The 11,569-nt window shown below is 44.4% G+C and carries 11 protein-coding genes; 6 read left to right on the top strand and 5 right to left on the bottom strand.

The features are described 5' to 3' along the window. Positions 1-80: 80 nt before the first annotated feature. The 3 genes from GKG41_RS14885 to GKG41_RS14875 all read left to right on the top strand — a co-directional run bounded on the left by GKG41_RS14885 (position 81) and on the right by GKG41_RS14875 (position 4,229). On the top strand, positions 81-2,027 hold the full coding sequence (locus GKG41_RS14885) for an FAD-dependent oxidoreductase (RefSeq protein WP_173015611.1): 1,947 nt from the start codon (positions 81-83) through the stop codon (positions 2,025-2,027). Positions 2,028-2,096: 69 nt separating this feature from the next. Continuing rightward, positions 2,097-3,200 (top strand): hypothetical protein, encoded by a 1,104-nt coding sequence (locus tag GKG41_RS14880; protein ID WP_154259984.1) that lies wholly within the window; start codon positions 2,097-2,099, stop codon positions 3,198-3,200. Between the two features lie 42 nt (positions 3,201-3,242). Next, positions 3,243-4,229: a uroporphyrinogen decarboxylase family protein gene (locus GKG41_RS14875; RefSeq protein ID WP_154259982.1), complete on the top strand. Its 987-nt coding sequence runs from the start codon at positions 3,243-3,245 to the stop codon at positions 4,227-4,229. Between the two features lie 73 nt (positions 4,230-4,302). Here the strand turns inward: GKG41_RS14875 and GKG41_RS14870 are convergent, their stop codons facing one another. Continuing rightward, positions 4,303-5,355 (bottom strand): tyrosine-type recombinase/integrase, encoded by a 1,053-nt coding sequence (locus GKG41_RS14870; protein WP_347563330.1) that lies wholly within the window; start codon positions 5,353-5,355, stop codon positions 4,303-4,305. A 331-nt stretch (positions 5,356-5,686) separates the two neighbouring features. Next, positions 5,687-5,998: a LysM peptidoglycan-binding domain-containing protein gene (locus tag GKG41_RS14865; protein ID WP_154259977.1), complete on the bottom strand. Its 312-nt coding sequence runs from the start codon at positions 5,996-5,998 to the stop codon at positions 5,687-5,689. A 218-nt stretch (positions 5,999-6,216) separates the two neighbouring features. Between GKG41_RS14865 and lexA the strand changes: the two genes are divergently transcribed. After that, a complete protein-coding gene (gene lexA / locus GKG41_RS14860; protein WP_154259975.1) occupies positions 6,217-6,837 on the top strand; it encodes a transcriptional repressor LexA in 621 nt (206 codons plus the stop codon). Between the two features lie 74 nt (positions 6,838-6,911). On the opposite strand, the gene eno is transcribed toward lexA, so the two are convergent. Continuing rightward, the gene (gene eno, locus GKG41_RS14855; protein WP_154259972.1) at positions 6,912-8,210 is read right to left on the bottom strand and encodes a phosphopyruvate hydratase; all 1,299 of its coding nucleotides are present in this window, start codon (positions 8,208-8,210) and stop codon (positions 6,912-6,914) included. 239 nt (positions 8,211-8,449) lie between these two features. Here eno and GKG41_RS14850 point away from each other — a divergent pair, with 239 nt between their 5' ends. Continuing rightward, positions 8,450-9,658 carry an FprA family A-type flavoprotein gene (locus tag GKG41_RS14850; protein WP_154259969.1) on the top strand — a complete coding sequence of 403 codons (1,209 nt, stop codon included), beginning with the start codon at positions 8,450-8,452 and terminating at the stop codon, positions 9,656-9,658. 83 nt (positions 9,659-9,741) lie between these two features. Here the strand turns inward: GKG41_RS14850 and GKG41_RS14845 are convergent, their stop codons facing one another. After that, complete coding sequence (locus GKG41_RS14845; protein WP_154259967.1) at positions 9,742-9,978, bottom strand: GlsB/YeaQ/YmgE family stress response membrane protein; 237 nt, start codon at positions 9,976-9,978, stop codon at positions 9,742-9,744. 132 nt (positions 9,979-10,110) lie between these two features. Beyond that, a complete protein-coding gene (locus GKG41_RS14840; protein WP_154259965.1) occupies positions 10,111-10,641 on the bottom strand; it encodes a PadR family transcriptional regulator in 531 nt (176 codons plus the stop codon). 238 nt (positions 10,642-10,879) lie between these two features. On the opposite strand from GKG41_RS14840, the gene GKG41_RS14835 reads away from it, so the two are divergent. Continuing rightward, complete coding sequence (locus GKG41_RS14835; protein WP_154259962.1) at positions 10,880-11,569, top strand: response regulator transcription factor; 690 nt, start codon at positions 10,880-10,882, stop codon at positions 11,567-11,569.

Below are 11,569 nucleotides of genomic sequence, written 5' to 3'. Positions count from 1 at the left end.
ATTAACAAGTTCAATACCCTATAGCCTGCATAGTTTCATTTATGGTGGTGCCAAGTGTGCGGGCATGGGGGTTTAGTCCCATGAAGGTGAAAAAGACCACCTTCAAAAACAGAATCTTCGGTTCCCCTACAGGTATGAAGGAATTGACGGACCTGAACCACAACAATGTGAAGAACGTGGACTTCTTAAAGCGCCGTGCCCAGGGAGGGGCTGCTATGGTGTGTCTGGGGGATGTGGTGGTACATGAGACGGGATGCGTGGACTGGAGCTACAAGGTAAAGGCCTATGATGTGAGAAGTGAGGCCGGGTTTTATGACATTGCAGGGGCCATCCGCTCCCAGGGAGCCCATGCATCCATGGAGCTGCTCCATGCGGGAATGCATTTCCATGACGATAATCGCATTAACTATGGTCCCAGCGACATGATTGATGAGTTTGACCAGGGGGATGGCAATGGCATCCACAGACATCAGATTATAGAAATGCCCCAAAATGTTATTGAAGAGGTGGTAGACAGCTATGGTAAAGCGGCCCTACGGGCAAAACACTGCGGTTTTGATTCCGTGCTGGTGCACGCAGGTCATGGATGGCTTTTGTCCCAGTTTTTATCTCCGGTACTGAATCACCGGACAGATGAATTTGGCGGAAGCCTGGAAAACCGGGCCCGTATAACCATGATGGTCATTGACAAGATCCGGGAATACTGCGGTCCAAATTTCCTGATAGAGGCAAGAATCTCCTGGAAAGAAGGCATGACAGAGGGATATCAGCTGGAGGAAAGCATTGAGTACTGTAAAATGCTGGAGGAGCATGGTGCAGATATGATCCAGGTGTCCTGCGGATCCCTGCATTTTCATGATTCTACCGTTTTGTCTACTCCAAGCTGGTTTGATGTAGATGAGGGTCACAATATACGGGCTGCTGCAGAAATCAAGAACCATTTACATATTCCCGTGGGAACAGTAGGAGCCATTACGGAGCCTGCCGTTATGGAAAAATGGATCAAAGACGGTATGGTTGACTATGTCGTGCTGGCCAGGGCTCTGATCGCAGATCCGGATCTTCCGAAAAAGGCCATGCACGGAAAAGTGGATGAGATACGTCCCTGTCTGCGCTGCATTGCCTGTCTCACCGGAGGGTATTATAATCTGCCTCTGCACTGTTCTGTAAATCCCCAGATCGGACGGGATAGCGACTATAAGTTTATGCCTCTGCCTACAGAAAAAAAGAAAGTATTGATCGCAGGCGGCGGACCGGCTGGGATGGAGGCGGCCATCATAGCTGCAGATCGTGGCCATGAGGTAATCCTCTGTGAAAAAAAGGGCTTCCTGGGAGGCCTTATGCGGATTATTGAAAAAGAATCCTTTAAAAAACGGATTCAGAGTTACCGGGAGTATCTGGAGCGCACGGTGGCAAGGAAAGCCATTGAGGTGCGGCTGAATACAGAAGTGACGCCTGAACTGGTGGAGGAGCTTATGCCGGATGTGGTGATCGCGGCAGTTGGCGGACACCCCATTATTCCACCCATCAAAGGCATTGAAAAAGCAATTCAGATCGTAGACTTTTACGACAGAGAGCCGGAGGTAGGAGAGAATGTTCTTGTGCTCGGTGGAGGCTTTGCCGGAGCAGAGTGCGCCATTGGACTTGCCCTGGCCGGGAAAAAGGCTACTATCGTAGAGATGTCTGGCGCCCTGGCTTCCGGTCCCAACACCCCGTATCCGGGCACAGGCGCCATGCAGATGGATGCATTGTGGACGAATATTGAGAAGAATCATGTGGAAGTCAGATTGAACACAAGATGCATGGAGATTACGGATGAAGGTATGATCTGTCAGGATAAAGACGGAAATCAAATTACACTGAAGGCAGATACAGTCATTGCGGCAACGGGAATTGCACCCAATGAGGAGACTGTGGAGACTCTGCGGGATACGATCATTGACTTCGCCTGGATCGGAGATTGCTATGAGCCCGGACTGATCCGCACCGCGGTAAGGCAGGCCTATGATACAGCTCTGAATCTGTAAAATAGGACATAACTGGGGGGACTTTAACGGAACAGACATTATTTATAATGAAAGAGAAGGTGAAAGAGAATGAGTAATGAGAAAAGCTTTTCGATGAAGACGCTGTTAATTCTGGCGGGTTCCTATGTGTCCTTTGGTATCGGAGCTGGTTTTGCCACTGGTTCAGAGGTGCTGCAGTTCTGGGCACCCCATGGACTTCCCGGGGCTGTAGGGATCATTATTTCCGCGCTGCTGATTCTGTTGTGCATCGCAGTCGTTTCCAGGGATTGCCGCAAGTACAAACTGGCCAGCATGGATATGATGTATCGCCATTATTGCGGAAAATATCTGGGACTTGCCATTAATTGGTTTAATACGCTGACATTCTTCTTGATGGTGGGCAGTATGATCGCAGGCGGTGCATCCTCCATGAACCAGGCATTTGGACTGGATACACGAATTGGTACAGTAATCATGCTGATTGCCGTTATGGCCACCGCCCTGCTTGGTATGAAAAAACTGACGGCTATTCTGGGAAATATTGCCCCGATCATCCTGTTGGCAGTGGTGGTGATCTGTGTTTACAGCTACATCAATCCTACAGACAGCTTCAGCACTGGCGATATACTGATACGGGAAAAAAGCGGACTCAGCATGTCTGGAAGCCTTATTTTCAGCGCAGTGCTGAATTTTACCTATGTGGTATTGAACATGAGTGCTTACAGCGCCAACGTGTCAACAAGAGCAGATCACCAAAAGGAACTGGTATGGGGAAATGTCCTGGGACAGTTTGCCACAGTTTTGTGCCAGACCTTTGTATTTCTTGCGTTTGTGCTAAACGCTTCCGTTGTAGGCGGTACGGATATTCCCCTTTTGATTCTGGGACAGCGTCTGGGCGGTGTGTTTTATGCATTCTACGGTATTATCGTGGTGCTTGCCACTTACACCACAGCTACAGGCATGGCATGGGTGGCATCCTCTAACATTCAGCGGGAGGACAGCAAGTGGTATAAGCTTGTGGTGGCAGTGGTATGTATCGGCGCTTTTGTATTCTCTAACTTCGGAACCTTCGGAGTGTTGATGAACATTGTAATGAAGGCTGTTTCTTATTTGGGAATCGTGTTCTCTGTGTGTGTGATCGTCTCTAAGATTTACCGGTATGTGAAAGAGTCAAATGGGAGTGTAAAAGCGTAAGATGTTTATAAAATATAGAATCATAGATAGCAGGAGAATAAAATGCTGACAATTAAAGAAAATGCCAGAGAAACCATACGCGGCGGCAGCCCGGATCGCTTTGTTAATCAATATAGTTATCTGGGGCTTGTCCGGGATCCCATCGGCGTTTACGCCGGATGTGATCTCCAGCCGGGAGAGACGGGTACTAACGGCTGGGGTGTGAAAGTTACTTATCCAAAGAATACACCCGGACAGTTTCCCCTCTGTGAGGGGGAAGATAAGCTCCTGAAGGACATTACAAAATGGCGGGAGATAATTAAACCCTGCCCTACCAAGTTTACAGAGGAACAATGGCTCCCTTATATAGAGGCCGCGGCCCGGATAGACCGCAGGGAATATTTTGTCACGGCCAGTGTATACAACGGAGTGCTGGAGAAGCTTCACTATTTCATGGGTATGGAAGACACTATGATCAACTTCTATGAGGAACCGGAGGAGATGCATGCACTCATCGGCTTTATCGCTGACTGGGAGATAGCGGCCGCAGAGGAGATTGTATCCCACCTTCATCCGGACGCTCTTTTCCATCACGATGACTGGGGAAGCCAGAGAACCTCCTTTCTGTCGCCAGAAATGTTTGAGGAGTTCATAGAGCCGGCCTACAAGAGGATTTATGGCTTTTGGAAGGAAAATGGGGTAGAAATCATTGTTCATCACTCTGACTCTTATATAGCCAATCTAATACCCAGTATGATCCGAATGGGCATTGATGTAATCCAGGGACCGGTATATGAAAATAATATTCCGGAAATATTGAAGAAATGCGGGGGACGGATTACAGTTATGGCCGGCCTGGACAATGGTAAATACGACATGGAGGACTGGTCCCGGGAGAAAATCCGCAATGGGCTTAAAGAGCTCTTTGCGGCTGCAGGCACCAGATATCTCATTCCCTGTCTGACCATGGGAGGACCGGGAAGTACGTATCCAGGGGTATATGAGGCAGTGACAGAGGAGATTGATGTCCTTAGCAAAGAGTATTTTTAAAGAAACGCAGATGCGGCCAAACGCTTCATTCTATGGAAATGAGGCACTTTGGCCGCTTTTAAACTAATATGAGCTAGCTTTCTCTCAATTTAACAGCTGTAGCCGCTTTTCTCCGCCTTGCATCATCCATTGCCGCATAATGCTTCTTTGTGGTATTCACATCTTTATGTCCAAGTACATCGGCAACCAAATAAATATCGCCGGTTTCCTGGTAAAGAGCAGTTCCGTAAGTACTTCTAAGCTTATGAGGGGTTATATGCTTGGTGGTGGTAACTTGCTGTGCATACTTTTTCACCAGATTTTCAACTGCCTTTACCCCCATACGCTTTTTTTGAGTAGAATAGAAGAGTGCGTGTTCATGCCCGGGAAGAGGGGTAATATGTGATCTCTCCTCAAGATAGGATTTTAATGCTTTCTCGACTTCAGGCCCAAAGTATATAATCATTTCATTTCCGCCTTTACGTACTACTTTGATACCATTGTTTTTAAAATCCACATCCTCTATATCCAGTCCGACACATTCTGATACCCGGATTCCTGTTCCAAGTAAAAGTGTCACCAAAGCCAGGTCTCTGGTTTTGGTTTTTTCATAATATGCTTTTTTCTGTCCGGAAAGCGTATCCCCTGCATGCTCGATATAATCAAGCAGAAGCGCCACCTCGTCTGCGTCCAGGCGGGTAATTGTTTTATCATGTATTTTTGGAATATCTACTAAAACAGTAGGATTTGTATGAATCATTTCCATTTTGTAATAATAAGCGTAAAAGCTTCTCAAAGCAGATATTTTTCTTTTCAGCCCCCGTTCACCATTAGTAACAATCTGGTCCATATTATCATGATCCCGGTATGCCTTTAAGTACTCCAAATATTCTTCAATATCAATGGCTTTGACTTGATCTAATACCTGCAGTTGAAATTCTGTCATTTTCATATTTTTGAAAGCAGGGTTTTCGTCCAGTAGAAACTGAAAAAATATTCGAATATCGTAAGCATACGAGATTCTTGTTTTAGTTGTTGTGGTTGTACTGATAGAACGAAAGAAATCCCGGGTAAAGTCAGGCAATGTATGAAGGACTTCTCTGAGTTTTAAAATATTTTCTGTATCCGTCAATTCTCTGTAAGTCATTTTTTCCTGTTTCAATATGAAATACCTCCTTGAGAAAACATATAGTGAATGCAGCCAAAATTTATGTTAGGTTTACAATAATAGTATTATGTATACTAATGCATCTATATCTATTCGAAAAACTCGTGTTTGGCGAATAGATTGACACTCTCAGTATAACTTACCTTTCCAGCGATTTCAAGAACAATTATACGGAAATTTCTTTTTTACTTCAGGTAACGTCCTTACCCCTGACAGCTGCAAAATTACTTGTAAGGAGATACATTGTGAAAATCTCTCCATGACGGCAAATTGGGTACTGACGAAATCAGTACCCAATCCCTAAGACACCTTACTTTACCTCTGTGGAATAATACGGGATACACAGATAATTTCCTTCAAAAATCTTATCTGTTGCCAAATGATTTATATTCATAACTTCATTGATATACTCATCCTTTGAATCATATTCTTCTGTCATATATTCCTCGGCTATGCTCCATAGACTGTCACCTTTTTCGATCTCAATGCTGGTATAATACTTATACCGCTCTCCAGCCTCTGTTCCCGCGTTGGCGGTCAAAGCAAACTTTCCGGAAAAGATGCCGCCGGATACAAGAATCAATGCCAATACCACAAAAAACGTCTTTACTTTTCTATTCATATCTACGCCTCCCGAAAATATGTTCGCAAACATTTGTTCTTATTTATGCTTTTGATTATACAATCCGAACATGCGTTTGTCAATGGTTTTTGTCGAAATCCGAACAGATATTCCGAATATTTGTTTGCATTCTCTTCTCCTTTGTGATATGATAAATAAGAAATAAATTACCATCTGTGCGGTATTAATGAATAAGAAAAATTCCTGGAGGTTTGGTTATGGCATACGGCAAAATCAGCAAAAAGCAGTCCGAAATTTTAGAATACATAAAAAGCGAAATATTAAACAGAGGTTTTCCCCCCGCTGTCCGCGAAATCTGTGAGGCAGTTCATCTAAAATCCACTTCTTCTGTCCACTCCCATCTGGAGACACTGGAGAAGAATGGCTACATACGAAGAGACCCCACAAAACCCCGTGCTATCGAGATTATTGACGATTCTTTTAATCTTGTGAGACGCGAGGTTGTGAATGTTCCTATTGTAGGTAAAGTAGCTGCCGGTCAGCCGATTCTGGCTGTGGAGAATGTAGAGAACTATTTCCCTATCCCTTCGGAATATATGCCCAACACGGACACTTTCTTACTTCATGTTGATGGGGAAAGTATGGTGAATGCAGGAATTCTGAACGGGGATTATGTCCTGGTCTCAAAACAGTCCACGGCACAGAATGGGGATATGGTCGTGGCTTTGATAGAAGACTCTGCCACAGTGAAAACCTTTTATAAAGAAAATGGTCATTACCGTCTTCAGCCAGAGAACGATTACATGGATCCGATAATAGTTGATGGTGATCTCCAGATTATGGGGAAGGTAATTGGCGTGTTCCGTTTTTTAAGATAACGTTGACCACGAATTAAAATACCAGGCTTTTCATTCCTGAACATAAAGGGATGAAAAGCCTGGTATTATTTGATCTATATGCGAGTAAATCCGAATGCGTTCATGCCCGGATACACTCCGTTCCTTCCCAATGCCTCCTCGATCCGGAGCAGCTGATTATATTTGGCCACCCGTTCGCTTCTGCTTGGCGCTCCGGTTTTGATCTGACAGGTGTTCAGTGCCACTGCAAGATCTGCAATCGTAGTATCTTCCGTTTCCCCCGAACGATGGGAGGCAATTGCAGTATATCCGGCTTTATGTGCCATTTTAATAGCATCCAGGGTTTCTGACACCGTTCCTATCTGATTTAATTTGATCAAAATGGAATTCCCACAGCCCAGTCGGATTCCTTTCTCCAGACGTTCTGTGTTGGTCACAAAGAGATCATCTCCAACCAACTGCACTTTTTTTCCCAGTTTTCTTGTCATCAGCTGCCAGCCTTCCCAGTCTTCCTCATCCAGGCCGTCTTCAATGGAATAAATGGGATATTTTTCACACAGGGCACTCCAATGTTCCACCAATTCTTCAGAGGTAAACCGTTTGCCGCTTTTTGGCAGAAGATATTCTCCTTTTAAACCGCTCTTCCACTCGCTGGAAGCAGCATCTATCCCCAGCACAAAATCTTTTCCAGATTCATATCCCGCTGCCTTGATCGCACCCAGTATGTAATGGATTGCTTCTTCGTCACTTGCCAAATCTGGTGCAAAGCCTCCTTCATCTCCTACAGAGGTGGTAAGGCCTTTGGATTTCAAAATCTCTGCCAATGCATGGAATACCTCTGTGCACCATCGCAAACCCTCTCTGAAGGTGCCGGCACCCACAGGCATAATCATAAATTCCTGTACATCCACCGTATTCGTGGCATGGGCGCCGCCATTTAGAATGTTCATCATAGGTACCGGCAGCCTGTTTCCGTTAATTCCTCCAAAATACTGATGAAGAGGAATATGCAGTGCCTGGGATGCCGCCCTTGCGCAGGCCACAGACACCGCCAGAATCGCGTTAGCACCAAGATTTGATTTATCTTTTGTTCCATCTGCAGAAATCATTGCCTGATCCACTGCATAAAGGTCAACAGCATCCATTCCTCTTATCGCTTCCCGTATAACTGTATTAATATTTTCTGCTGCTTTAGAAACTCCTTTTCCGCCGAAGCGTTTTTTGTCTCCGTCTCTCAGTTCCAGCGCTTCGAACTCTCCCGTGGACGCTCCGCTGGGGGCAGCTCCTCTGCCCATTGTACCATCCGTCAGCAGAACTTCTGCCTCTATCGTAGGATTTCCCCTGGAATCAATAATCTCACGCCCGGTTACCTGCTCAATCAAAAGTGTATGCATCCGTATATCCATCCTTTCTAGTCGGTTCTTCATAATATCGAAATGCGTTAGTCTTAACTAACCTGTTGTATTATAATACGTACCTGTTCAAAAAGCAACTACAAAATTTTGTAAAGCAATTGACAGCCTCATAACAAAAAGACTTCTTGCTATTTTATGAAAAAAAGTGTATTCTATATGTTGGTTAGATACAACTAATCATATATTTTTTAATATGTCTCTAGAAAGGGGTTAAAACCATGTATTGTACCCGAAAAATCACGGATGCGGTCACCTGGGTAGGCGGATATGACCGAAGACTGGCTTTATTTGAAAATTTATTTCCCATCTCCCGGGGTATTACCTATAATTCATATTTGATTTTGGATGAAAAAACAGCACTCATCGATACTGTTGATTCCTCTATTACCCGCCAGTTCCTGGAAAATATCAGTTATGTTCTTAGGGGACGCTCCCTGGATTATCTGGTAGTCAACCATATGGAACCAGATCACTGCGCAGGAATTGAAGAATTGCTGCTGCGCTTTCCTGAAATGAAACTGGTGGGCAATGCTAAAACCTTTGCTTTCATCCGGCAGTTCTATGAGATAGAGCTGGATGGAAGGACCCTTGTAGTCAAAGAAGGGACTACCCTCCCCCTGGGTGCACATACACTTAAGTTTTGTTTTGCTCCAATGGTTCATTGGCCAGAGGTTATGATGACATACGAACAAACAGAAAAGCTCCTATTCTCCGCAGATGCGTTTGGAAGTTTTGGAGCCCTGAATGGAAATTTGTTCAATGATGAAGTGGATTTCGCCCGTGACTGGCTGCCGGATGCCAGACGGTATTACGGGAATATTGTGGGGAAATATGGAACGCAGGTACAGACAGCCCTTAAAAAATTGACAGATATGGAACTACGCATGATATGTCCCCTGCACGGTCCTGTGTGGCGCACTAATCTTAATTATTTTCTGGACAAATACAGTCTTTGGAGCCGGTATGAACCAGAAGAACATGCTGTTGCTCTGCTTTATGGTTCTATGTACGGAGATACTGAAAATGCTGTAAATATCCTTGCCTCCAGTCTGGCGGAAGCAGGCGTCAAAAATATTGCTGTCTATGATATTTCCAATACCCATATCTCCACTCTGATTGCAGAAGTGTTCCGCTGCAGTCACCTGGTTCTTGCCGCTCCTACTTATAACGGAGGAATCTACCCGGCAATGCTGAATTTGCTGCATGATATGAAGGCTTTGAATCTGCAAAACCGTACCATAGCTCTTGTGGAAAATGGTTCCTGGGCCCCGGCCTCTGCCAGACAAATGCGTTCACTCCTGGGGGAATTAAAAGAGATAGAGATCCTGGAACCTGTCATTACGGTAAAATCCGCCCTCAAAAAAGAGAATCTGGATGAACTGCTGCAGTTAAAAAATAGCATTCTCTCTTCATTAGAAAAACTATGAGGTAATATATTTTTACATACAGCGGTCTTCTGGGGAGGTACAAAAGCCACCGGGGTACCGGTGGCTTGACTTTACGCACTTGATTATAAAACTTTCCTGCTGATAGAAATCAGCAGACAGGCTCCTGCGATGGATACAATTATCTTTGCGAAAAATCCAATGGCATAAAAGCCAATTAAAGAAATCAGAATATTCCCTAGAATAGATCCCACAATACCGATTGCGATATACTTTACAACGCCTCCCTTAAGCTTCATAATACGGGAAGCGATATAGCCTGCAATCAAACCTACTAATACCTGCATAAGTATACTTAACATTTGCCTACCTCTTTCTCCTGCTCTTCTTTTGCTTACAGTGCTGCTGCATATCCTCAGAAAGGACCTACAGTGTTCACCATATAGTAAAGTATACCATTAAAATATGCAGATGTAAAATTTCTTATTCAGCTGCTATTTTTCGAGGCCTGCTTTTATTGAATGAACCCAGGTTTCCATGGACTGGGCCAATTGATACTGCTGCTGCAAAACCGCCTTCCCTGTCTCTGGAATCTCGGGCATTTGTTCTTTGGTATGAATGTTATCTTCCAGGTATGATTTCAATAGCATTACATTTTCTTCAATCTTACGCAGACACTCCTGCTGGTTTTCAGGGGAAAGACTGTCTAGATTAACTATAACAGCATTGAAATCCAGGAATATGCGAATCGGCTGCTCGGAAATCTCCAGCATTAATTTTTCAAATTCTTTTTCGCCTTCTTCTGTTAATGAGTATACAGCTTTTTCCGCCATATTCCCCTCTTTTACCATCTCACTTTCAATGTATCCCTTTTTCTCCAGCTGAATCACTTTTTTATAGATCGAAGGTGTACTAATCTTTACCCACCGGGATATATTGCGGTACTCCACTAATTTTTGGATATCATAGGCACTTAAAGGCTCTTTTTTCACCATTCCCAATACAATCAAATCAATAGCTGCCATAACACCATCCTTTCTATCTTGCCTTGTTATAAATAAATGATTATTATAGTATCTTTTCCGTCGTCATAAACAACTATAAATTATAGTATTATATATTACAAATATTGTCAAGAAAAAGGATGGGACTTGGGAAAACTGACTATAGGGCCAGTTCATCTTACATATTTGTAAGCTGAAGGGTTATCCTATAAATTTATGTTATAATACACTATAAACATGTTTTTACAGGAGGAAACTTATGTATAAGCTGCTTCTTTTAGAAGATGATATCAGTCTGATCGATGGCTTGCAGTATGCCTTGAAAAAAAATGGGTTTCAACTGGATGTTGTCCGGACGCTCCGGGAGGCAAAAGCACTTTTATCTGTTCCCAGCGACTATGACCTGCTTCTTCTTGACGTGACTCTTCCAGATGGAACGGGATTCGAAATCTGTGAACAGGTACGCCGGGAGGGGAACCCCATCCCTATCATATACCTCACTGCTGCAGATGAGGAGACCTCTGTGATACGGGGACTGGACAGCGGAGGAGATGATTATATTACCAAACCCTTCCGTCTGGGAGAACTGTGCTCCCGTATCCGGGCCCTTCTCAGGCGCAACGGGAGGAAGGGGGAACTAGGGGACGGCCAGCTCGTCTCTGGTAAAGTGTCGATTGATCTTCTTCAAAGCAAGGCTTTCCTGTCCGGAAGTCCCCTGGAATTGACCAGTGCTGAATACCGGCTTTTATGTCTTTTGGTAAGAAACAGCGGCCGAATTCTGACCCGAAGCGCTATCCTGGATCTTTTGTGGGACGGCAACGGAAGCTTTGTGGACGACAATACCTTGTCTGTATATGTGCGCCGTCTGCGTGAAAAACTGGAAAACGATCCCTCACACCCTGAACATCTTCTGACTGTCCGGGGGTTCGGATATCAATGGAAGGAGTAA

The sequence above is a fragment of the Lactonifactor sp. BIOML-A5 genome (assembly GCF_009677585.1).
Lineage (GTDB): Bacteria > Bacillota > Clostridia > Lachnospirales > Lachnospiraceae > Lactonifactor.
The sequence above is the reverse complement of the archived record's forward strand: the minus strand, read 5'-3'. Positions and strand labels throughout refer to the sequence as shown.

Coding starts and splice junctions, on each gene's coding strand:
- GKG41_RS14840 (WP_154259965.1), bottom strand. CDS start 10,641: ATGGCAGCTATTGATTTGATTGTATTGGGAATGGTGAAAAAAGAGCCT.
- GKG41_RS14850 (WP_154259969.1), top strand. CDS start 8,450: ATGTATTGTACCCGAAAAATCACGGATGCGGTCACCTGGGTAGGCGGA.
- GKG41_RS14845 (WP_154259967.1), bottom strand. CDS start 9,978: ATGTTAAGTATACTTATGCAGGTATTAGTAGGTTTGATTGCAGGCTAT.
- GKG41_RS14870 (WP_347563330.1), bottom strand. CDS start 5,355: ATGACTTACAGAGAATTGACGGATACAGAAAATATTTTAAAACTCAGA.
- eno (WP_154259972.1), bottom strand. CDS start 8,210: ATGCATACACTTTTGATTGAGCAGGTAACCGGGCGTGAGATTATTGAT.
- GKG41_RS14865 (WP_154259977.1), bottom strand. CDS start 5,998: ATGAATAGAAAAGTAAAGACGTTTTTTGTGGTATTGGCATTGATTCTT.
- GKG41_RS14880 (WP_154259984.1), top strand. CDS start 2,097: ATGAGTAATGAGAAAAGCTTTTCGATGAAGACGCTGTTAATTCTGGCG.
- GKG41_RS14835 (WP_154259962.1), top strand. CDS start 10,880: ATGTATAAGCTGCTTCTTTTAGAAGATGATATCAGTCTGATCGATGGC.
- lexA (WP_154259975.1), top strand. CDS start 6,217: ATGGCATACGGCAAAATCAGCAAAAAGCAGTCCGAAATTTTAGAATAC.
- GKG41_RS14875 (WP_154259982.1), top strand. CDS start 3,243: ATGCTGACAATTAAAGAAAATGCCAGAGAAACCATACGCGGCGGCAGC.
- GKG41_RS14885 (WP_173015611.1), top strand. CDS start 81: ATGAAGGTGAAAAAGACCACCTTCAAAAACAGAATCTTCGGTTCCCCT.